The sequence below is a fragment of the Streptomyces sporangiiformans genome (genome assembly GCF_005768555.2).
GTDB lineage: Bacteria > Actinomycetota > Actinomycetes > Streptomycetales > Streptomycetaceae > Streptomyces > Streptomyces sporangiiformans.
Genome location: NZ_VCHX02000070.1, coordinates 58,838 through 81,226, shown reverse-complemented (window position 1 = coordinate 81,226; position 22,389 = coordinate 58,838). Strand labels below are relative to the sequence as shown.

Genomic DNA, 22,389 nt, shown 5'->3' with positions numbered 1-22,389 from the left:
GCAGAGCCCCCTGGCGGGGTCTGGGGCGGAGTCCCAGGGACAGGATGGGACGGGTAGGGGCGGCGGGGGCGAAAACCCTCCAAGCGGCTCACCCCCGCCCCTGATGTTCAGGAGCCCACGGAAACAACCGCCGCTCACCCCACACCAGCACACTGTTGATCACCAGCCCGAGCACTCCGGACCACACCACGCCCGCCAGGACATCGCGCGTGCCGTCCGTCGCGAGGCCGGCCTGAGCGATGAAGATACCGAGGCCTTCGCCGAAGCCGGCGAGGATCTCGGTGGCGACGGCCAGGATGAGGGCGATGGCCGCGGAGATGCGGATGCCGGCGGCGATGAAGGGGGCGGTGCCCGGGAGTTCGACGCGCAGGAGCACCGAAAGGCGGCCGAAGCCGAAGGCCCGCAGGGTGTCCTTGGCCAAGGGGTCCGTCTCGCCGAGTCCGTAGACCGTGTTGAAGAGGATCGGCCAGACGCAGGCGTACGTGATCAGCGCGACCTTCGTCCCCGTACCGGAGCCCAGCAGAAGCGACACCAGCGGGATCAGCGCCACGGACGGCAGCGGTCGCAGGAACTCGACGATCGCGCGTACGGCGTCGTCGACCACGGGCACGCTGCCGAGGAGCAGACCCAGCGGAACGGCGAGGGCGCAGGCGAGGCCGAGCCCCAGCGCCCAGGCGTGCAGGGTGGCGCCGACGCCGTCCAAGAAGACCGGGTCGCCCGCCAACTCGACAGCCCGCGCGAGAACTTCGGAGGCGGGCGGCAGATAGCTGCGGCGCACCAGCCCGGCCCGGCTCACCGCCTCGCACAGCCCGAACGCGAGCAGCACACCGAGCCCGCCGAGCAGCAGGTCCTGCCTTCGCCGCACCCGACAGAGCACCGAGCAGTCCTACTTGACGAGGAGCGTCGCCGGATCGACCGGCTTGTCCAACAGGCCCTGTTTCAGCATGAGTTCGGTGAGCCGGCTCAACTGGTCGGGATCCGTCGTCTCGGGATACGCGGGCAGGCGGATCGACTTGGCCTGCTTCGGGGTCACCTTCGCGTACTTGGGCAGTTGTTCCCGTACGGCCGACGGATCCCGCGTCGCGATCTTCGCCGCGGCGGCGATGGCCCGTTGGAAGGCCGCCGCCGTCTTCGGGTTCTTCTCGGCGTACTGCCCCGTGGTGACGTATCCGCTGATCGGGATGGACTCCACGGGTGCGGAGCCGCCGTCGACGAGCACTCGGGCGTTCAGCTCGTTCTGGATGGCGCTGTTGAAGGGCTCGGCCGCGTGCACGGCGTCGACCTGCCCCTTCTCCAGGGCCGGCCCCATCTGCGGGAAGGGGATCTGCCGGTAGACAGGGCGGCCCGCGCCCTCCTTGTCGAGGATGGCGTTCAGGGTCAGCGACTGGATGTTGTTGAGGATGTTGACGGCGATCTTCTTGCCCTTGAGGTCGGCGACGCTCTTGATGTCCGAGTCCTTGGGCACGAGGACGTCCATCATGTGCGGCGCCACCCGGGCCCCCTCGGCAAGGACGCGGACGTCCAGGGTCCCCTTCTCGTGCGCCTGCAGGAAGGTGACGTAGTTCGCGCTCGCGATGACGTCGACCTGGCCCCTGGACAGCGCGGGCAGCGCCTGGATGCTCTGCTGGACGGGCTGGATGCGCACATCGAGGCCCTCCTTCTCGAACAGGCCCCGGTCCTGCGCAAGGTAGAGGGTCGCGTCGTCGGCCAGCGGGAGCGCGGCGACGGTGACGGTCGACTTCTCCAGCCCGTTGTCGCCGGGGGCGGGCCCGTCGGAGTGGGACTCACCGCCGCAGGCCACGGCGGTCATCACCAGGGCGATCGCAGCGGCGGTCAACTTCCCTTTCTCTAACCAGACTTGACGCATCGTCATGTGGCATGCCTACCCCCCTGCCGCACTCCCGACGCCCTCACAACGTTCGTTTCAGTGCTGTTGCGGTTTCTGCGGCGTCGCCTCGCTCGGGCGTACGACGACGTATCCCTCGCCCTGCAGCACCAGTTGCACCGCCTCCCCGGAGCCCCCGCGCATCATCGAGCCGATGGACTGTGACCGGTGCAGCGAGGTCTCGAGGCCGGCGGTCCAGCCGACGATCGCGTCCGTGTCTACGTACACGGGCTGCTGCGGCGAGACCGGGATGACCAGTGGGTTGCCCTCGCAGACGAGCCCGAGGCTGCCCTGTCCGGTGAAGACGCTGTTGAACAGGCCGCCGCCGGTGATGCCCGCGCCCTTCACCGTCTTGATCTCGTACGACAGGGAGGCGTCGAAGCACAGCACATTGCGGCCGCCCACGGTGAAGACGTCTCCGGGGTCGATGTCGACGATGAAGCAGTTCTGCGCCTCCTGCGCGAACCAGGCCTCCCCCTGTCCTCGCACCGCCATGAGGGGCAGTCCCTCGCCGGTGACGACTCGCTTGAGCATGCCGCCGACTCCCTGACCCTTGCGCTCGAACTTCAGGTTGCCGCGGTAGGCGATCATCGCTCCCTGCCGCGCGAACATCTCGCCCTGGACCGCGTACTTGATCGACTTGGCGTTCTGCACGCTCATGCCCACGGTGGTGGCGGGCTGCACCATGTACTCGCTGGAAAACAAGTCACCTTTCATCCGGGCATCGTGTCCCGGACGTNCCTTTCATCCGGGCATCGTGTCCCGGACGTGCGCGTTCCGCCAAGGCGCGTCACCTGGCGCGCCTTGGCGGAACGCACGGCGGGGCGGCCGACGCCCGTTCGCGTCGACCGCCCTGTGGGGTGTGGACAGCCGTCAGAAGGTCAGCTTCCAGCTGTTGATGGTGCCGGTGTCCTGGGCGGCGACGTCCTGCACGCGCAGCTTCCAAGTGCCGTTGGCGGTCTCGCTGGAGGCGTTGACGCTGTAGGTGGTCTTGACGTTGTCGGCCGAGTCCGAGCCACTGGAGGCCTTGAGGCGGTAGGCCGTGCCGTCCGGGGCGATCAGGTCGATCACCAGGTCACCGCGGTAGGTGTGGGTGATGTCGACGCCGACCTGCAGGGCGGAGGGCGCGTTGCCGCTGCGGCCGCTGACCGTGATCGGCGACTCGACGGCCGACCCCGCGTCCGGGATGGAGACGGACGAGGTGCTGGTGAAGGTGGTGCCCCCCGTGGAGCCGCCGGACCCGCTCACCGCCTGCACCGTCTTGGTCGCGTCCGCGAGACCGGCACCGCAGCCACCGGAGCATGTGCCGGGCAGGGCACGGGCGTTGGTCTTGATGCCCGACTCGATCTGGGCCGGGGTCAGCGCGGTGCTCGCCGACTTCATCAGCGCGGCGAGACCCGCGATGTGCGGGGCGGCCATGCTGGTGCCCTGGTAGTACGCGTACGACTCCGTGCTCGGCGTCTTCGCGCCCGAGTTCAGCGTGGACAGGATGCCGTTGGCGGTGCCGGTGCTGGTCTGGCCACCGGGAGCCGCGATGTCGACGACCGAGCCGTAGTTGGAGTAACTCGCCTTGGAACCCGAGCGGTTCAGTGCGGCGACCGAGATGACGTTGTTGCAGCTCGCCGGGGAGTAGTTGGCCGCGTTGGCGTTGCTGTTGCCGGCCGCGACGACGACCGTGGTGCCGCGGCCCACTGCGGCGTTGATCGCGCTCTGCGTGGCGGAGCTGCACGCGCCACCGCCGCCGAGGCTCATGTTGATGACCTTGGCGACATTGGAGTTGGCCGGGATGCCGGAGACGGTGCCGCCCGACGCCCAGGTGATGGCGTCGATGATGTCGGAGTCGTAGCCACCGCACTTGCCGAGGACGCGCACCGGGGAGATCTTCGCGTTGTACGCGATGCCCGCGACGCCCTTGCTGTTGTTGGTGGCGGCGGCGATGGTGCCCGCGACATGGGTGCCGTGCCACGAGGAGTCGCTGGCGGGGGCGCCGTCGCACTCTCCCTCGGCGTTCCAGTCGCCCGGGTCGGCCGGGTTGCTGTCGCGCCCGTTGCCGTCGACCGCGACCGCGGTGTCGGAGATGAAGTCGTAGCCGCCGACGATGTTGGCGGCGAGGTCGGAGTGCGTGACGTAGCCGGTGTCGATGACGGCGACGGTCACACCGCTGCCCGTGGCCGTGCCCCAGGCACCCGGGACGCGCATGCCCGCGGTGGTCTCGAACAGGTCCCACTGCTTGCTGTACTCGGTGTCGTTCGGGTCCGCCAGCGGCTTGTTGAGGCGGTCCGGTACGACGTAAGCGACCTGCGGGTCGGCCTGGTACTCGGCGACGACGTCGGCGACGTCGGCCTTGCCGAGCCGGTCACCCAGGTCGACCAGCGCGGCGCCGGTGCCGAGGCGGCGCTGGAACTTCAGGCTCTCGTCGGCCTCGCGGCCCTTGGCCTTGGCGTCGGCGGAGGCGGCCGAGTTGGACTTGGCCTCGGCGGCGCCCGACTTGTAGCCGACGATCAGCCGCTCGGCCGGGGCGGCCACGGCGGATGCGGCGGTGGTGGCGGTCTTCTCGGCGGGGACCGCGGCGCCCGCGGTTCCGGCCAGCGCGAGGGAGGTGGTCCCGGCCAGCAGGGTCGCGGAGATCGCGGTGACGGATATCAGCGTCCGTCTCGCAGGGCGTGGAGTACGCAAGAGTGTGCCTTTCGTGGCCGGCTCCGGGCAGCACGCAGCGGCTGTACGGAGCAGCGGCGCGGAGCAGCGTACGGAGCAGCGGTCGAATCGCTTCGTCGTCGAAGCGGCGGGGGGTGCATTCGAGAAGGCGCGGCGGCCGGCCAGGCGCGAGCGACCATCCAGGGGTTACCTGTGGTTCAGCTGTGGCTCGAACAATAAGTGGAGCCCTGATCCCACGGATACGGGGAAAACCCTCGATCCGATGGCTGAGAACCCTCGCCCGCCATGAACTCGCCGCGTCCCGCGGCGACGGCACTCCCCCGTCCTTGCCTTGATTGACTCCCTGACGGGGGTGGAACTGTAGCCGTACGCTGGTCCGCACTATCAAGACGGACCAGATGGACCAGACGGACGATACGGAACAGACGAACAAGACGAACAAGACGAACTCGATGACAGCTGGTGGCGATCGGGAGGTCACGGGGGTGGAAGGGCGCAGCCCTGCGCGGGTTCGCAATGAGTTGGTGGCCGAAGTCGTCGACGTATTACAGGAGTCGGCCACGGTGCGGCACGCGAACAGTGCCGATCTGTGGGTGAGCATGCTGAGCCAGGAACTGGCCACGCCGGTGGAGCCGTTGCGCAATGAGGCGTTGCGTCCGTGGCTGCTCCAGCTGGTGGAGAGTTGCGCGCAGCTTCCTGACGGACTGTCCTGTCTGGTGCGCTGTCTCAGATATGTGGAACAGCAGTCCGTCGCCATCGCGTCGTTACGGCGTCTGGTGGACGAGTGGGAGGCAGTGGATTTCTTCGATGGCGCGGACCTGCATCCGCTGCGGCCGGTGCTGCACGAGATGCGGTCTTCGGCGGGTCTCGCGGCGATGGCGCGGCGGGCCAGCCGGTCGCGTATCCAGGAGCTGCCCGAGTGGTGCGATACGGGCTGGGCGGTCTTCCTGCGGCTGGCCGGAGACAATTCGGCCGCCAGTGAACTGCCGGTGAGCATGGCGTTTTTGGCGCTGGCCGCCGATCAACTCGTGGAGGACGGACAGGCGGAGGCGGCGGAGCTGCTGCGCCGCTGGAACCGTCGGCAGGCCGGCGCGTGGGGCCTGGAAGACAAGATGGCCGACTGGCAGCGCGGTGGCGTCGCCCAGGTACCGCCCTCCCTGGTACCGGCCTACTTGATGATCCAGTTCGAGCCGGACGGTGTGGACCGCGACCGGTACTACCTCTCCCACTGGCGGCAGTCGGACGCGGAGGGCTGGCATCCCGTTCCGGGCGAAACGCTGCATCTTCACCGCGACGACCTTCCTGGCGAGGTCGAACAGCTCATCGAGCAGACCGAGGAGCGATGGGCGGACCTGAGACAACCCGTGGTTCTCGAGTTCATCCTTCCGTGGGAATTGCTGGGAGAGCCGGTGGAGTGGTGGCACAAGGAGTCGTCCTCGTCGTCCCCGACTCCGCTGGTGATGGACTACGCCGTCCTCGTCCGCAGCTTCGAGCGGCTGCGCAAGGCCGCCTGGCACCGGCCCTGGCACAAGAAGTGGCGGCAGCTCAAGGAGAAGCCGGCGGACAGCCACTCGTACTGGAACCGTCCCGGCCGGTCGCACTTCCACCTGGAGCTCGAACTGAAGGAGGACGAGCATGCGGTCTGTCTGGTGCTCAGTCAGCCGCCGGGCACCGACTCCCCGTCCAGCCAACAGGAGTTCATGGCAGGCCTGCGCGCGGGTGTGCCCGCGATGATCTGGCACCGTGGCGACTGCGACGACCCCACTTTCAAGGAGGCGGTGGCCGACATCGTGCAGGACAGGGGTCTGGCCGGTCTGGTGGAGCGCGCCGGAAAATGGCGCAGGGAGGCTCTGGCGGTGGGGCCCGAACGCTGGGACAACCACGTGGGACGCCATCTCGCGATTCTGGTCGACGACGCGGAGCGCAGACCCGGTCCACCAGGCCCGGACCGTGCGCCGGTGCAGCCTTGAACCGGCCGCACCGAAGCACGGCCATGGACCGCGTGCGCTCGGCGAGAGAAGGAGGCCGCGCCGTGAACCAGCATGCCTCCACTGCCGTACATGCGTTCCCTCCTGGTGCCGTGCTCCCTCGCATGCTTTTGCGCACACCTCGCATGAGCCCCCCTACGCACTTGCCCGGAGAGCTCACGCACTGCGAGGCTTTGCCTGTGGACGTCACGCATGCCCGCGGTCTGCGGGACTCCGCGCACCTCTCACCGTCACCTCGACGCTTTGAGAGCACCTATGCACGATGACGATGGTCAGGGACCAGCACCGGCTACGCGGGCCCGACAGGAGGCCGCACACGTCCTGAGCAGGCTCGGCCGACCGGGGGGCCAGGAGCCCTCGGAGGCGCTCCTCGTCATCGACACCCACCTGACGATGAAGCTGTGGGACCGGGCCGTCGGCGAGCTGGCCGGTGAACTGGACCGTGCGGGGGACTTCACCCGGGTCCGGGTGGTGCGCCTGCTGGGGACGGACGAGACCGATCCGGCGCGGATGCGGCTGGAGGAACCGCTCGGCGACGGCGCGCGGGTGCGCCGTGTGGTGCTGATGCTGACCGACGGGCTGGCCGCCGGATGGAGATCGGGCGCGGTACAGCCCCTGCTGCGTACTTGGGGACGTACGTCCCCCGTCGCCGTCGTCCACCTGCTGCCCCAGCAGCTGTGGTTCCGTACGGGGCTCGACGTCTCCCGGGTGCGGATCCGTGCCCCCCGCGCCTGGGCGGCCAACAGCGAGTTCGACTGGGAACCGCGCGTCGCCCCGGTGGAATTACCCGGCACAGACGAACACGAGACCGAAAGAGATGAAAGAAACGAAAGAGATGAAGGGGACTCCGACGGGGACGCCGACGCCGGCTCCGTCGTCATACCGGTCCTCGCTCTGACCAACAGCTGGGCGGCGGCCCTGACGCGCCTGGTCTCGGGGCGGGAGCCGGACTGGCTGGATCTGTCCGCCATTCAGGCCAGGGAGTGGAAGCGCAGGCCCGACGCCGCGCGTGGCCTCCCCTGGGTGGGGCACGTCCCGGACCCGCAGAGCACGGTGCCCGCGGCGGAACGTGTCTCGGAGTTCCGGGCCGGCGCCTCCCCCACGGCGTTCACGCTCGCGACCCGGCTGTCCGCCGCGCCGCTGAGTCTTCCCGTCATCCAGCGGATCGTGGGGACGACTCCGGGCGCGGGCCCGGCCCATGTGTCGGAACTGCTGATGAGCGGTCTGGTCAGGGCCGGCCGGGTGCGCGGCGAGGGCCCGGCGGATGTGGCGTTCACCTTCGCTCCCGACATCCGCGAGGAACTCCTGGCCCTGGGCCGCCGGAGCGACACCGCGCGAATTCTGCGTGACGTACGCGCGTCACTGACCGCGAACGCGGACGACGAAGCCGCCTCGCCCCTGCCACCGCCCGGCGAACCGCTGGACACCCTGGCCATGCCGCGTGTGAACAGTCGCAATATCGCATTCCTGCGCGTGGAGCTCGCTGCGCTGCGAGCGCTATCGGGGCGGTACGCGCAGCGTGCCGCCATGTTGGCCAGGGTGTTGCACTGGCACGATCGGCGATACGCGGTCAGCCTGGAGAAAACACCTCACCTTTCGTCAGGTCCCGCACCGTCCGGGCCGGGGGCAGCTGAACACGGTGCTCCCCCCCATTCTCGAACCGTTTCTGAAGGAGCATCGGAGATGTCGACTACGCCCCAGCGAACGGTGGAGGGGGACCGCACATCACAACCGCGCGTCTGGGGAAATCTGCCGCCCCGAAATCCCAATTTCACCGGCCGCATGGCGCTGCTGGAACGGCTTGACGAGCGTCTGCGAGAAGGCACGACCACGGTTCTGCCGGAAGCGATTCACGGTATGGGCGGTGTCGGCAAAACACAGCTCGCCATCGAGTACGCGTATCGCCACCAGTCGGAGTACGACATCGTGTGGTGGATTCCCGCGGAACGGCCCGGCCAGATCGGGCAGGCGCTGGTCGAGCTTGCCGGACGCCTGGGGCTGGAGACCAGCACCGAGGCCAATATCGCGGGTCCCGCGGTCCGCGAGGCGCTGCGCGAGGGGCGGCCCTTCTCCCGTTGGCTGCTCATTTTCGACAATGCCGATAATCCGGAGCAGGTACGTCACTATTTTCCGACGGGCGGCAACGGAACGATCCTGGTCACCTCCCGCAACCGGCGGTGGGGGCTGGTCGGCGGCTCCCTCGAAGTCGATGTGTTCACCCGCGAGGAGAGCAAGGAACTGCTGCGCCGCTCCGGGCCGCCTCTCCAGGAGGACGAGGCCGATCAGCTGGCCGAGGCGCTGGGAGACCTGCCGCTGGCGCTGGAGCAGGCCGCCGCCTGGCGGGCGGAGACGGGTATGCCCGCCGCTGAATACCTTCGGCTGTTCGAGAACAAGCGCACCGAACTCCTCGAAGTGGCTCCGCCGCCGGACTACCAGCTGCCAGTCGCCGCGGCCTGGAACGTCTCCCTCGACCATCTGGAAACCCGGAGCCCGGCCGCCCTCCGGCTATTGCAGCTGTGTTCCTATTTCGCCCCGGACCCGATCTCCCGCTCCATCTTCTCCGGTCTCGGGAACAGCAGTATCTTCCCCGAACTGGACGCGACGCTGAACGATCCGATGAAGCTCGCGCGCGCCATAAGGGAGGTGAACCGCTACTCCCTCGCGCGGATCGACCACCGCACGAACTCGATCGAGATGCATCGCCTGGTCCAGCTCGTGCTGAACAACCGCATGACCGCCGAAGAGCAGGCCCGTATGCGCCACGGCGCCCACACCCTGCTGGCCGCCGCCGACCCGAAATCCCCGGCCAACCCGGGGAGTTGGTCCCGGTATGCCGAGCTCTACGGTCATGTCATCGCCTCCGACGCGGTCAAGTCCGACCAGCCGTGGGTGCGGCAGCTGGTCATGAATATCGCCAACTACCTCTACTACTGGGGCGACCACGAGGTCTCGCTCGACTTCTCCGAGCAGGCCTGGGACTCCTGGCGCACCATTTTCGGCGAGGAGGACCAGCAGACGCTCCTCATGGGGCAGTGGCTCTGCTTCATGTATCTGGTCGTGGGCCGCTTCGACGACGCGGCCACGCTGGTGGCCCAGCTCCGGGAGATCTATGTGCGGACCGCCCCCGCCGACGGCGAGGACACCCGAGAGGACGCCCTGGACGCGATCAACCTCGAAGCCGCCGTACGCCGCGTCGAAGGCAGGTTCGCCACCGGCGCCGAGCTGGACGAGATCGCGTACGAGCGGGCCCGCAGGGCCTTCGGCGAGGACGATCCCACCACCCTCAACACCGCCCACAACCTCGGGGTGAGCCTGCGCTCGGCCGGAGAGTTCCGCCGGGCCCTGGAACTGGACCAGCACACGTTGGCACTCAAGCTGCGGCTGTTCGGCCGCGACGACCAACGGACCCTGATCACCGAGAACTCCGTCGCCATCGATGTGCGCGAGACGGGAGACTACGTCGGTGCGCGTTCCCTCCAGGAAGCCGCTCTGGATGCGTACCGCGATGTGTTCGGCCGCGGAAACCCCGCCACCATCGCTGTGATGCGCCAGCTCAGCGAGGCCTGCCGCAAGGCGGGCGACCACGCCCGCTCTCTCGAACTGGCCACGGAGGCCTACGGAAAGTTCACCCGGCGCTACGGCGACGCCCACCCCCAGTCGCTGTCAGCCGCGCTGGCCCTGTCGGTGGCCCTGCGCCAGAACGGCGATCTGCAGGCGGCCCGCGCGCGCGGCGTCAACGCCTGCAAGGACTACCGCGAGGTCTTCGACCCGAACCATCCGCATGTCCTGGCCTCGGACATCAACCTCGCGGTCACCCTGCGGCTGCTCGGCCAGCCGGAGGAGGCGCACCGCCTGGACGAGGCCGCTCTCGCATCCCTCACCGAGCGGCTCGGCACGGCTCACCCCACCACCCTCAACTGTGCGATCAACCTCGCCAGTGACCTCGCCGCTCTCGGCAACCACGCCGAGGCCCGCACCCGGGGCGAGGCGACGCTGCCCCTGTGCCTGTCCACCTTCGGCGCGGACCACCCGACCACGTTGGCGTGCGCCGGGAACCTGGCGATGGACCTCATCGCCGTCGGCGCCGAGGAGGAGGGCACCGCGCTCCGCCAGGACACTCTCGAGCGGATGGAGCGAGTTCTCGACGCCCCACGGCTGCGAGCCGACCCGAGCACCGCACACCCGGCGACGCTGCAGGCCAAGGAAGGGCAGCGGGCCAACTGCGACATCGACCCGCTGAGGCTGTGACCGGTCAGGGCCGGGGGCGACTCGACGGCATGCGCAGAACCCAGTGTCCTTGATCGTCAGTTCGATTCAGGACACTGACGTTCCGTCCGCCAGCCCTGGCCTAGTCCTAGCCCTGGCCCTGCCCCAGCCACTCCGCGAGGCGCACAGGGTCCGGGGCCCGGTCCGTGGCGGCCTCGACCGCTTCGTGCACGGCACGGGCCCGCTCCGGAAAGCGGAGCAGTACGCGGGAGGCGGCCTTCCGGACCTGCCCCTCACCGGCAAGTGCCCGCCCCAGACCGACCCAGGCTGCCACGGGTGCGCCCTTGCCGGAGAGCTGCGCGACGAAGGCGGCTCGGGCTCCGGCCCGGTCGTCGCAGGCCAGCAGGACGTCCGCCGCGGTGGCGCCCTCGACCCCAGCGGCATCTTGGGAGGCCTGGGCGGCAGCCTGCCGCCAGGCCCCGTCGGGCTCGCTGAGGCGATGCCGAATCAGGACGGCCGCAGTGTCCAGGAAACGGAACTCACTGTCCGGCACCAGTTCGGGCTCGGCGGTCAGGCCGGCCGGCGCGCGGTCATCGCCCCGCTGCCAGGCCCGCACAGTCTCCTCCACGGCCGCGGCGGGAGGCCGTAGATGGTGCGCACGCCAGCGGGCCCGGTGGTCGGCTGCCGCCTCCCGGGCCAGCTCCGACTCGGCGTCCGGAACCGGGTCGGCCAGCCACTGTGCGCACTGACCGCGCAGCTCCTCGATCAAGTGCCGCCCCAGGGGTGTCAGCCGTTCGTGACCGCGCACCAGATTCAACGTGGCCCATACCTGCGCACGCCACAGGGCGAACTCGAAGTGCGCCGACGAGGCCTGCGCGGCACCAGCGGCGTACCGATGGACGCGCCAGAAACGGGTGACCCCCGTGAAGGCGTAGATCCCCTGTAACAAGCCGCTCAGCGGACGAGGATCATCCCGCCAAGGGGCGTAGAACAGCTCCTGTGGATCCTGCGCGGCCTGGGCGATGCTCAGCGGTTGCAGGTGGATCAGGCCGCCCAGCTTGGTGTGCTGGAACTCGTGCACCAGCGTGGCGGCGAGTTGCGGCACGTCGTCCGGACAGGACGCCGTGACACCTCCGAACGCGTCCCCGGCCGTCCCGCTGTACGGCCGGAACCTTTCCCTCGTCGGCGTGGGAGCCATCGACAGCAGCCCGTGCCGCATTCCCTCGGCGCTCTCCGGCTCGTCCCGCAGCAGGATCTCCCACGCGTCGGCGAGCATGCCCTCCCATGCCTCAGCCTCGGCAGCGGACAGGAGCCGGGGCTCGCTCGGGCGGGGGAACGTCCGGTAGGGGTCCAGTTCTTCGAGGGGCAGGCGCTTGGGACGCTCTCCGGACTCCAGTACGACGTGGCGCACCGCATGCCAGCCAGGACCGCTCGTCTCCGCATCCCGCGGAACCAGCACCTGACCGTGCTCGCCACTGATCGTCAACTCACGTCGCCTGGCCTCGACTTGGGCCACGCTCCATGGCTCACGCACGGGCAGCACCGCGCACCCCAGTGTCGGCAGCGGCACCAGGCCACGGCGCACGGGTACGGCCAACGAGAAGTCCAGACCGGCCCGGGCACCGGCCGCGGCGGCCAGCGCCGACAGGTGTCCGAGTACCACCCACAAGGGGGCGTCCTCTGAGGACTTGCCTCGCATCTGACGCAGCGCGAGGGACACCCACATACCGGTGGGCGGGGACATCAGGACGTCCTCGAACACCTCGGGCGCCTGCCGCTGGACGCGTTCGAGGAGGGACCAGGCATCCCGGTGCGACAGCGCCGTCCCATACGCCTGCGGTGGCTCGCCCTTGGAAACGCCCTCGTCGAGAGCCCGCAGAAGCAGCAGTCGACGGCTGCGCTCGGCGGCCAGTATCTCCGCGGCCGCGGCGCCGCCGCCTTCGCCCCGGACAAGGGTCCGTAAGCTCACCGCCGACAGTTGGTGGAACGGCAGGTCCGCCGAGGCCGTGGGCTCACCCGGCATAGGGACTCCCCACCACCGAGCCGATCCCCTCAGTCGGGACGTGACGGGTTGTGCCCCGACTCCGTGATGGACTGAGGGTCGTCGATGTGGTGCAGCAGCCGCTCCAGTGACTCGGCGATGGCCGTGCTGTCCATGGAGCGCAGCGCTTCAAGAGAAACCCCCGAGAGATCTACGAGACCGGACTCGACGGCAGGAATCGATTGCTCCACGGCTGCCAAGTCCCCTCCCGTAATTTCCTTGTCCGCGCGGTCCGTGCCCTCATCATGATGACCCAGCGCGGCGCAAGCCGAAACCCCGCAACCAGGCCGCGCCGCGAGATCAAGTCAGCCGTAATGCCGGGCCAGTTGGGCCGCCTCATGGTCGACACGGGCCACTTCCGAGGACGGCCCCTCCAGCAGACGTACGGTCTCCAGCAACTGATCGAGGGTGCCCGGATAGCGCAGACAGGTGCGCACGATCCCGTACACGTCCATCCTCAGCCGGGGATCCCGCGGGCTGTTGGCCGCGACCTGAGCGTCGATGCTGTCCAGCACCAGGGCCAGGCTGTTGGCGTTGCGCAGCGAGGGAAGCTCCACCAAGGCATCGACGAGGTCGGCGAGTTGGCGCAGCGGCACATCGGCGGGCAGCGCGGCCAGACCGGTGACACAGGGGGCGTGTACGGGGTCCGCGGCGGACCCGAGCCGCTCACGCGCCGGAAGGCCGGCGTACTGGTGGAACCGCTCCAGCTCGGTGGCGGACAGCACGTCGTACCAGTGCTCGACACGGCTGGCGGCCAGCCTCCCCCGCCCGTCGGAGCGGTGATGGGCGCCCACCACTCCGATCACGGCGCCGTCGCTCCACACCACGGCACCCGCCATGCCTTCCCAGGGCGAGCGCTGCGGTTCGCTGTCGTCCGTCGGCGCGACGACGGCCAGTTCGAGGGTGCCCTCCCGGCGGTTGGACAGTACGGAGACCGTTCCCGTGACGTGGCAGGAGTCCCGGTACTGGCCGACGGCGCCGTCGTCGTCGAGGAGGCGCATGCTGTCCGTCCGCAGTTTGAACCGTGGAAAGCCTATCGCGCTGAAAGGCAGCACCACGTCGGCGTCGGGCACCGCGGCGTAGCGGGGGTGCTCGCTGCCTCCGGGCACGGACGGCGCGCCCGTGATCTCCAGCAGGGCGACATCGGCGGCTTCGGCGAGGAGCACGACGTGGGCGTCGGCGCTCCACTCCCCCGGTCGATCGGCATCGACGCGCACCCGTACCGACGTGACCGGCCCCGCCACCACGTGCGCCGCCGTCAGCACGCACCGCGCTCCCACCCGGTAGCCCGACCCGCGCCGCCCGGGCTCCGCACCGGGCCGGCTCACCAGTACTTCGGCGGCTCGCACCGGCTCCAGCCCGTGTGCCACCGCTGACATCAGACCCGGTGGGTGGTTCCGGTCCCCGTGGCGGCTTCCCCGCGCGACCGCCCGCTCATTCCCGCGACTTCCCTCACCTGGCCCTTGTCTACGACGGGAGCTCGGCCCAGACGACGCGGCCGCTTCCGTCGGCGGTGTCCGTGACTCCCCAGTCGCTGCTCAGTTCGCTGATCAGCATGAGCCCGCGTCCATTCTGGTCGTCGGGCTTCGGCCGGCGCGCTTCCGGGAGGGTGCGGGAGCAGTTCTGGTCCTCGACCTCGATGTGCAGCAGCTCTCCGGAGGTGCGCAGTCGGCACACGATCAGGTCGCTCGCCGTGTGGATGATGGCGTTGGTGACGAGTTCGGAGGTCACGAGGACCACGTTGTCACCGGCCTCGCGGCTCGTGCCCCACTCGCTCAGCAGCTCGCGCACATTGCGGCGGGCCACTGCCACCGACGCGGGGTTCGCGGGCAGGCCGAACACGGCTGTCTTGTGGAGGTGTTCGTCCTCGGGCAGTCGGCCCAACGGCTGGGGGAGGGAGGGCGTAGCCATCGCCGTTCGCCTTTCGTCTGCCTTCGCACCACAGGCGGCGTGCCGGTGTCGCACCGTCCGGCCTCGTCGCACGATGCGACCAACTACTCGCCGTGAGCGACCAGCTGCGGCCCCTGCTCCCCCAACTGGGCCGCGCGACCGCTTCGTTCACCGGGCCGGGACGATACGACCACTGTGACACCTGCCAACTACACCTCGCAACCAACAACTTGAAAATTGCATTTTGTAGCGCACAGAGCCGCCCCGGAGACGGATGATCGTGACAGACTGCGATCTAGAAGCCCGAGCGTGAGCGTGAGGGGGTAGGTCGTGACCGCGGAAACCGAGTGGGGCGGCGCCCCTTCCGTGCTGCGCATGATCCTCGGCAGGCAGCTCGAGGAGCTGCGGACCCGGGCCGGTCTGACGTACGAGCAGGCGGGCGCGGCGATCGGGGTCAGTCACTCCACGATCCGTCGCATGGAAGCCGCGAAGGTGGCCCGGCTCAGGCTCACGGACGCCGAGAAACTGCTTCAGGTCTACGGCGTGCGGGACCAGCAGGAGATCGACACCTTCCTGAAGTCGGTCCGCGAGGCCAACAAGCGCGGTTGGTGGCACACGTACCGTGATGTGCTGCCGGACTGGTTCGCCGCGTATCTGAGTCTGGAGCAGGCGGCGCTGCAGATCCGTGCGTACGAGGCGGAGTTCGTCCACGGCCTGCTGCAGACCGAGGCCTATGCGCGTGCGCTGCTGAGTGCGGGCAATCCGCATGCTCCGGCCGACGCGACCGAGCGCCGGGTCGCGCTGCGCATGGAGCGTCAGGAACTGCTGTCCCGTCCGAAGCCGCCGCGCGTGTGGATCGTGATGGACGAGACGGTGCTGAGGTGGCCGGTCGGCGGGCCCGAGGTGATGCGCGCCCAGATCGACCATCTGATCGCGGTCAACGCGCTTCCCCATGTGACGGTACAGATCATGCCGTTCGGGAACGGTCCGCATCCGGCCATGCGGGCCGGCGCGTTCCATCTCTTCCGGTTCAGGGCCCGCGAGTTGCCCGACATCGTCTATCTCAGCGGCCTGGTGGGCGCTGTCTATCTCGACAAGGAAGACGACGTCCTGGTCTATCGCGAGGCCCTGGACCGGCTGGGCGCCCAGTCGGCGCCCGCCGGCAAGACCGAGGCTCTCCTCGGTGCGATACGCAAGGAGCTCTGACAGTGCACCACCACATACACAGCGGGATGCCGTCCCGGGATCTCGGCACGCAGGACTGGTACAAGCCGTGGAGCGACGACGCGGGAGGCGCCTGCGTCGAGGTGAAGAAGCTGCGCGACGGACGGGTCGCGCTGCGTCAGTCCACCGACCCCGACGGCCCGGCCCTGGTGTTCACCCCGCGTGAGATGACGAGCTTTCTGGCGGGCGTGAAGGCGGGTGACGCCGACTTCCTCCTGTGAACACCCCTGTCTTCTCTGAACACCCTTGTTTTTCTTGAGCGTTCGCATCATTCGCATCGTTCGCATGTGAGCGCGCCAGTTACCGACGATTTGATGGGAGGGGCTGCGTGCCCGACAACGGATGGCCGGCCGACCGTATCGACACCGAGAGCGCACACTCCGCGCGCATCTACGACTACATCCTCGGCGGAAAGGACTACTACCCCGCCGACAAGGAAGCGGGCGACGCCATGTCGCGGGAGTGGCCCGCCCTGCCGATCCACATGCGAGCCAACCGCGACTGGATGAATCGCGCCGTGCGCTGGCTGGCCGAGGAGGCGGGGATGCGCCAGTTCCTCGACATCGGCACCGGCATTCCCACTTCCCCCAACCTCCATGAGATAGCCCAGTCGGTGGCCCCCGAGTCCCGGGTGGTCTACGTGGACAACGACCCCATCGTCCTCACTCTCTCCCAGGGCCTGCTGGCCAGCACCCCCGAGGGCCGGACCTCGTACGTCGAGGCGGACATGCTCGACCCCGCGAGCATCCTCGCCGCCCCGGAGTTCCGCGAGACGCTCGACCTCACCCAGCCGGTCGCCCTCACCGTGATCGCGATCGTCCACTTCGTTCTGGACGAGGACGACGCGGTCGGCATCGTCCGCCGTCTCCTGGAACCCCTCCCCTCGGGCAGCTACCTGGCGATGTCCATCGGCACCGCCGAGTTCGCGCCTCAGGAGGTGGGGCGTGTCGCGCGCGAGTACGCGGCCCGCAACATGCCCATGCGGCTGCGTACGTTCGCGGAGGCCGAGGAGTTCTTCGAGGGCCTCGAACTCGTGGAGCCCGGCATCACCCAGGTCCACAAGTGGCACCCGGACGGATCGAGCACGGAGCCCATCCGGGACGAGGACATCGCGATGTACGGGGCGGTGGCCCGCAAACCTTGATGTGGCGGACCGCGCCGCCCCCACGGGGCGCGGTCGACCTCGCGGGCCCCATTGAATGTTTGATTCAGCATCTCTAGCATCCCCCGGTGGGTCCATTCACCCATCGAGGAGATCCCGTGCTCTCAGCCACTCGTGCCCCTCGTGTCACTCGTGTAGGAGTCAGGAGATGGACGCGGCGACCGGCGCTGCTGGTCGCCGCTTTGCTGACGGCCGTCTGCGTGACGGCCCCGCCGTCGGCGGCGGTGGAGGGGCCGGCAACCACCGTTCCGAAGGTGTGGCCGACTCCCCGGAGTGTCAAGGCGGGTTCGGGCCGTCTCACTGTCCCCGACCGGGTCGTGCAGGTGGTCGGGCCCCGGACCGATCCGTCGGCCCGGCGTCTCGTCGAAACCGTCCTGCGGGGCGCCGGAGTCGGCAAGATCATCACTGTGGGCGAAGGCGACAAGCCTCCGGCGGCCGGACTCACGGTCTTCGTGGGCGGCCCCGGCGAGAACAGCGCCACGGGGAAGGCACTGAAACGCCTGGGCGCCGAGTCCCCGGCAGGCCTGGCTCCGCAAGGGTATGTCCTGGCGTCCGGGCGCACGGACGGCCGGGCCGTCGTCGCCCTGTCCGGCGTCGACACCACCGGCACGTACTACGCGGCCCAGACCCTGCGCCAACTCGTCACCAAGACCCGTGGATCCCGTTATGTGGTCCCCGAAGTGACGGTGCGGGACTGGCCGGCGGCGGCGCTGCGCGGAGTCATCGAGGGCTTCTACGGAACCCCCTGGACGCAGGCCGAGCGGCTGGACCAGCTGGACTTCTACGGTCGTACGAAGCAGAACGTCTACGTGTACTCGCCCAAGGACGACCCGTACCTGCGGGCGCGGTGGCGCGACGCGTATCCGCCCGCCGAGCTGGACCGGCTCAGGGAACTCGTCGACCGGGCCGACGCCAACCACGTCCGCTTCACCTACGCCCTGTCGCCCGGGCTGTCGGTCTGCTACTCCTCGGATGCCGATATCAAGGCCCTCACCGCCAAGTTCGACTCGCTCTACGCCATAGGCGTCCGCTCCTTCGCGATCCCGCTCGACGACATCAGCTACACGAAGTGGAACTGCGACGCCGACGAGAAGGAGTTCGGCACCGGCGGCGGCGCGGCGGGAACGGCCCAGGCACATCTGCTCAACCGGGTGTGGCAGGACTTCTCCGCCGGTCATTCCCGTCTGCAACCGCTGGAGATGGTCCCCACCGAGTACTCCGACCTGACCGACACCCCCTACAAGAAGGCCCTGCGGGAGAAGCTGGACCCTGCCGTGGTGGTGGAGTGGACCGGGGTCGGCGTGATCGCACCGACCATCACCGCCGACCAGGTCGAGCGGGCCCGCGAGGTGTACGGCCACCCGATCCTGATCTGGGACAACTACCCCGTCAACGACTACGTCACCAGCCGCCTGCTGCTCGGCCCCTACAACGGCCGCGAACCCGGTGTGGCGAACGTGGCGACCGGAGTGACCGCCAACCCGATGATCCAGGGTCAGGCGAGCCGGATCGCCCTGTTCACCTCCGCCGACTACCTCTGGAACCCGGACGCCTACGACCCGCGGACGGCCTTCCTCGCCTCCGTCCGCGACCTCGGTGGACCCGCCGCGGCCAAATGGCTGCGGATCTTCGCGGAGAACAACTACTCCTCCCAGCTCGACGCGACCGAATCGCCCACGCTCACCCCGCTCATCGCCGCCTTCCGCAAGGCGTACGAGCAGGACAGCGGCCTCGACCACGCCGCCGACGCGCTCAGGGCGTACTTCACCGACATGGCCGCCACGCCCCGTGAACTGCGCGCCCGCCTCGACAACCCCGGCTTCCTCACGGAGACTTCCGCATGGCTGGACAAGCTGGGCCGCTACGGCACGGCGGGCCTGACGGCCGTGGACCTGCTGCTGGCGAACAAGCGGGGCGACGCCGACGCGGTCACCACGTACTGGAAGAGACTCCGGGCGCAGCGCAAGGAGTTGGACGCGATACCCCAGCAGGTGTCGCCGGGTGTGATGGACCAGTTCCTCTACACGACGGTGATCGAGAACGCGCCCGATCCCGGCATCGACGTCTCCTTCGATCCCGGTTCCCTCGCCCTGAAGCCCGGCAGCACAAAAACGGTGACCCTGACCCTGTCCGACAAGCAGTCCACTTCCGCCCGGACGGTCTCCTGGAAGCTCGACGTGCCCGACGGTGTCACCGCCTCACCCGACGAGGGCACCCTGACCGTCCCCTCGGGAGGCGGCGCCTTGGCCACCGTCACCTTCACGGCGCGGGAGGATGCCCCCGCAGGGGTCCGTTCCGTCGTGGCGACGGGCTCGGTGGACGGCACGGCCGTCCTGGACCGCGCGATCCCGGTCCAGGTCAGCGACGGCACGGGCACACACAGGGCGCTGACGGCCAACTTCAGCGGCGCCTCGGTCAGTTCGATCGATCTGGACTCCGGGAAGAGCACGAACATCTCCGTGGGCAGCAACCCCGGTGAGGTGATCCTCAGCGCGGACGGACGTACCGCCTACGCCGCCAACCAGGGGTCGAACTCGGTCAGCGTCATCGACGTGGCGCGCGGCACGGTCACGGCCACGGTCGCCGTGGGCCGCGTCCCGGCCGGCCTCGCGCTCGCCCCGGACGGCGACACGCTCTGGGTGGCCAACTACTCCGACAACACGGTCCAGCCAGTGGATACCGCCGATCTCAAGGCGGGCACCCCCGTCGCGGTCGGCTCCGGTCCGGAGAACATGGCCATCACCCCCGACGGCGGGACGCTGTACGTGGCCGACATCCACGACAACACCGTCACCCCGGTCGACCTCGCCACCCGGCAGGCCGGGGCTGCCATCCCGGTGGGGCCCCGCCCCTTCAACGTCGTGGCCGCGCCGGACGGCAGGACCGTGTACGTGTCCAACTCCGGGGGCTCTACCGTCACTCCGATCGACACGGCCACCCACGACACCGAGCCGACGCTCCTGGTCTCCGGCCAGGCCTACGGTCTCGGCCTGTCCCCGGACGGGCGGACCCTGTGGGTGAGCCCCAGCACCGGCGACACCGTCACCCCGGTCGACACGGTCACCGGCGCCCCCGGCACCCCGGTCGAGGTCGGCAAGTCCGCGTTCGACATCGCCCTGAACTGGAACGGCACCGAGGCGTACGTCACCACCGCCGACGGAAACGTCCTGGTACCGGTCGACACCTCGACGGGCACTCCGGGGACGCCCCTGCCCACCGGCGCCTATCCGCTCGCCGTCGCCCTCAGCCCGGTCCCCGTGGACTGACCGGGCCGGGCCGGAGGCTCATTGACGGTCACGGCCGGTGGGGCGGTGGGGCGGTGCGGCGGTGCGTGCGGATCGGGTCAGCTCGCGGTGCGGCGGATACGGCCGGCGTACCGCTTCTCCAGCTCCAGATTGCCCTCGAAGCCGCCGGGGACGTTGGCCGAGACGTAGACCGGTGGGCGGTGCCCGGCGGCCAGGAGGAGTGAGGTCGCCTCGGCGACGGCCATCTGAACCAGCATCACCCCGGTGAGCGTGGACAGGGCGCACACGGCGCCTCCGTCGGGGAGTTCGAGCAGGGCGTCGCCGCGCGGAGCGGCGTTGTCGAGTACCACGTCGGCGATGTCCATGAGCTTCTTGCCGCTGGAGTGGGAGGCGGGGACCGCGCTCGTGTGGGTCAGCGAGGTGACGGCCAGGACGCGGTGACCGTGTTCCTTGGCGTGCAGGGCCATCTCCACGATCACGCTGTTGACGCCGGAGTTGGAGACGATGACGAAGAGGTCCTCGGGCCGTGGCGAGACGAGGTCGTAGATCCGTTCGGCGACACCGGGCTTGCGCTCCAGCAGCGGGTCGTCGAGCACACTGGGGTCGTCACCGCCGTACAGGACGAGGTCGGCGATGCTCAGTCTGTTGGTGGGCACCAGTCCACCGGCGCGGCCCGCGACCTCCAGGACGATGGCCTGGGAGTGTCCGGTGCCGAACGCCTGGATGACGCCGTCCGCGCCCACACAGTCGGCGATCAGCTCGGCGGCTCGCCGCACCTCGTCACGGGCCGATTCGGTGATGCGGTCAAGGACGGCCAGGCTCTCACGCGCGAAACCGCTGGCGTTCACGGACTCGACGGACACGCGGCACTCCCCACTGGTGGATTGAACCACCATCGCATACAGCTCTCTGTGAATGAATAAAACACACGCTGGGAGCGGCGGGCAACATCCGATCACGGTCGCGCTCCTCGGCCGAACACCCTCACGACCGCCTCCCGACCACCTAGGCGCTGTCTCCCTGACCGCCGGTCCTGAATTTCAATCTGGGGGTCGTACGGTGGCTGTTACATTCTCAGCACTGAGCATCCAAGAGATCGGGAACCCCATGGAACGGACCGGCGCCGGCAACGGAATGCCCCCGACGGACGTCACCGCACTCATCCGCACCGAGCTGCCCCGCCTGGCCGGCTCGCTGCGGAAGGTGGGGGAGCTGATCCTCGAAGATCCGGCCGGTGTCACCCACTGCTCGGCCGCCGAGCTGGGCCGCCGCACCGGCACCTCCCAGGCGACGGTGACCCGCTTCTGCCGCGCCATCGGGCTCGACTCCTACCAGCACCTGCTGATCGAACTGGCCCAGGAGCGCGGCCGGGGCGAGGTATCCGACTGGGGCACCGCCGAGATCGGTCCCGACATCTCCCCCGACGACGACCTCGAGAGGGTCGTCGCGGTCGTGGGCAGCGCCGACCTGCGCGCGGTCCAGCAGACGATCGACCGCATCGACCTCGACGCCGTGGAGCGCGCCGCGCAGGCCGTCGCCCGCGCCCGGCGCATCGACGTCTACGGCGTCGGCGGCAGCGGCGCGGTGGCACAGGAGACCGAGGTACGGCTCTTCCGCATCGGCTGCTCGGTGCGCGGGTGGAACGAGGTGCACGCCGCGGTCACCTCCGCGGCCCTGCTCACCCCGGCGGACGTGGCCATCGGCATCTCCCACTCGGGATCGACCCGCGAGACCCTCGAACCGCTCGAACTCGCCAAGGAGCGCGGGGCCACCACCGTGGCCCTCACCGCGGACCCGCGCTCGCCGCTCGCCCGGACCGCGGACGTCCGGCTCATCTCCTCGTCGTCGGAGACCAGCTTCCGCACCGGCAGCATCGGCGCACGGCACTCGGTGCTGGTACTCATCGACTGCCTGTACGTACGGGTCGCGCAGCTGTCGTACCAGCGCGCGAGCGCTTCCCTGGCCCTGACCGACCACATCGCGGGTCAGCACGCGGTGAAGTCCCGCCGCGCCCGCTGAGCCATCCCCTCCATCCCTTCCGCCCGCGGTGATCACCGCGGGCGATCTGCATAGATGAACCACCGGAATAGCAC

General features: G+C 69.4%; 16 protein-coding genes. 7 read left to right on the top strand and 9 right to left on the bottom strand.

Annotation, left to right across the window (positions count from 1 at the left end; genetic code table 11):
- Positions 1-88: 88 nt before the first annotated feature.
- The 4 genes from FGD71_RS06835 to FGD71_RS06820 form a co-directional block, all read right to left on the bottom strand.
- On the bottom strand, positions 89-865 hold the full coding sequence (locus FGD71_RS06835) for an ABC transporter permease (RefSeq protein ID WP_119099479.1): 777 nt from the start codon (positions 863-865) through the stop codon (positions 89-91).
- A gap of 21 nt (positions 866-886) precedes the next feature.
- On the bottom strand, positions 887-1,837 hold the full coding sequence (locus tag FGD71_RS06830) for an ABC transporter substrate-binding protein (RefSeq protein ID WP_119099478.1): 951 nt from the start codon (positions 1,835-1,837) through the stop codon (positions 887-889).
- Between the two features lie 87 nt (positions 1,838-1,924).
- Positions 1,925-2,602 (bottom strand): AIM24 family protein, encoded by a 678-nt coding sequence (locus tag FGD71_RS06825; RefSeq protein WP_119099477.1) that lies wholly within the window; start codon positions 2,600-2,602, stop codon positions 1,925-1,927.
- A gap of 156 nt (positions 2,603-2,758) precedes the next feature.
- Positions 2,759-4,561, bottom strand: a complete 1,803-nt coding sequence (locus FGD71_RS06820; RefSeq protein WP_119099476.1) for a S8 family peptidase — start codon at positions 4,559-4,561, stop codon at positions 2,759-2,761.
- A gap of 377 nt (positions 4,562-4,938) precedes the next feature.
- Between FGD71_RS06820 and FGD71_RS06815 the strand changes: the two genes are divergently transcribed.
- Complete coding sequence (locus FGD71_RS06815; RefSeq protein WP_140935838.1) at positions 4,939-6,510, top strand: VMAP-C domain-containing protein; 1,572 nt, start codon at positions 4,939-4,941, stop codon at positions 6,508-6,510.
- A 273-nt stretch (positions 6,511-6,783) separates the two neighbouring features.
- Positions 6,784-10,776, top strand: coding sequence for an FxSxx-COOH system tetratricopeptide repeat protein (gene fxsT, locus FGD71_RS06810; RefSeq protein WP_162931048.1), 3,993 nt, complete (start codon positions 6,784-6,786; stop codon positions 10,774-10,776).
- A gap of 106 nt (positions 10,777-10,882) precedes the next feature.
- On the opposite strand, the gene FGD71_RS06805 is transcribed toward fxsT, so the two are convergent.
- The 4 genes from FGD71_RS06805 to FGD71_RS06790 form a co-directional block, all read right to left on the bottom strand.
- A complete protein-coding gene (locus FGD71_RS06805; protein WP_119099473.1) occupies positions 10,883-12,757 on the bottom strand; it encodes an HEXXH motif domain-containing protein in 1,875 nt (624 codons plus the stop codon).
- A 29-nt stretch (positions 12,758-12,786) separates the two neighbouring features.
- The gene (locus FGD71_RS06800) at positions 12,787-12,966 is read right to left on the bottom strand and encodes a hypothetical protein (protein WP_140935837.1); all 180 of its coding nucleotides are present in this window, start codon (positions 12,964-12,966) and stop codon (positions 12,787-12,789) included.
- Between the two features lie 114 nt (positions 12,967-13,080).
- On the bottom strand, positions 13,081-14,145 hold the full coding sequence (locus FGD71_RS06795) for an effector-associated domain 2-containing protein (protein ID WP_162931047.1): 1,065 nt from the start codon (positions 14,143-14,145) through the stop codon (positions 13,081-13,083).
- 97 nt (positions 14,146-14,242) lie between these two features.
- A complete protein-coding gene (locus FGD71_RS06790) occupies positions 14,243-14,686 on the bottom strand; it encodes an ATP-binding protein (protein ID WP_181359134.1) in 444 nt (147 codons plus the stop codon).
- Between the two features lie 309 nt (positions 14,687-14,995).
- On the opposite strand from FGD71_RS06790, the gene FGD71_RS06785 reads away from it, so the two are divergent.
- The 4 genes from FGD71_RS06785 (at position 14,996) to FGD71_RS06770 (ending at position 20,317) form a co-directional block, all read left to right on the top strand.
- Positions 14,996-15,871 (top strand): helix-turn-helix domain-containing protein, encoded by an 876-nt coding sequence (locus tag FGD71_RS06785; protein WP_119099471.1) that lies wholly within the window; start codon positions 14,996-14,998, stop codon positions 15,869-15,871.
- Between the two features lie 26 nt (positions 15,872-15,897).
- Positions 15,898-16,110, top strand: coding sequence for a DUF397 domain-containing protein (locus FGD71_RS06780; RefSeq protein WP_119099488.1), 213 nt, complete (start codon positions 15,898-15,900; stop codon positions 16,108-16,110).
- A 107-nt stretch (positions 16,111-16,217) separates the two neighbouring features.
- Positions 16,218-17,033 carry an SAM-dependent methyltransferase gene (locus FGD71_RS06775; RefSeq protein WP_119099470.1) on the top strand — a complete coding sequence of 272 codons (816 nt, stop codon included), beginning with the start codon at positions 16,218-16,220 and terminating at the stop codon, positions 17,031-17,033.
- A 218-nt stretch (positions 17,034-17,251) separates the two neighbouring features.
- Positions 17,252-20,317 (top strand): beta-N-acetylglucosaminidase domain-containing protein, encoded by a 3,066-nt coding sequence (locus FGD71_RS06770; protein ID WP_240436429.1) that lies wholly within the window; start codon positions 17,252-17,254, stop codon positions 20,315-20,317.
- Positions 20,318-20,394: 77 nt separating this feature from the next.
- Here FGD71_RS06770 and FGD71_RS06765 read toward each other — a convergent pair whose 3' ends face one another.
- Positions 20,395-21,159 (bottom strand): sugar isomerase domain-containing protein, encoded by a 765-nt coding sequence (locus FGD71_RS06765; protein ID WP_119099469.1) that lies wholly within the window; start codon positions 21,157-21,159, stop codon positions 20,395-20,397.
- A gap of 271 nt (positions 21,160-21,430) precedes the next feature.
- On the opposite strand from FGD71_RS06765, the gene FGD71_RS06760 reads away from it, so the two are divergent.
- Positions 21,431-22,315 (top strand): MurR/RpiR family transcriptional regulator, encoded by an 885-nt coding sequence (locus FGD71_RS06760; protein WP_119099486.1) that lies wholly within the window; start codon positions 21,431-21,433, stop codon positions 22,313-22,315.
- Positions 22,316-22,389 lie beyond the last annotated feature (74 nt).

Coding starts and splice junctions, on each gene's coding strand:
- FGD71_RS06790 (WP_181359134.1), bottom strand. CDS start 14,686: ATGGCTACGCCCTCCCTCCCCCAGCCGTTGGGCCGACTGCCCGAGGAC.
- FGD71_RS06815 (WP_140935838.1), top strand. CDS start 4,939: ATGGACCAGACGGACGATACGGAACAGACGAACAAGACGAACAAGACG.
- FGD71_RS06780 (WP_119099488.1), top strand. CDS start 15,898: ATGCCGTCCCGGGATCTCGGCACGCAGGACTGGTACAAGCCGTGGAGC.
- FGD71_RS06760 (WP_119099486.1), top strand. CDS start 21,431: ATGCCCCCGACGGACGTCACCGCACTCATCCGCACCGAGCTGCCCCGC.
- FGD71_RS06805 (WP_119099473.1), bottom strand. CDS start 12,757: ATGCCGGGTGAGCCCACGGCCTCGGCGGACCTGCCGTTCCACCAACTG.
- FGD71_RS06825 (WP_119099477.1), bottom strand. CDS start 2,602: ATGAAAGGTGACTTGTTTTCCAGCGAGTACATGGTGCAGCCCGCCACC.
- fxsT (WP_162931048.1), top strand. CDS start 6,784: ATGCACGATGACGATGGTCAGGGACCAGCACCGGCTACGCGGGCCCGA.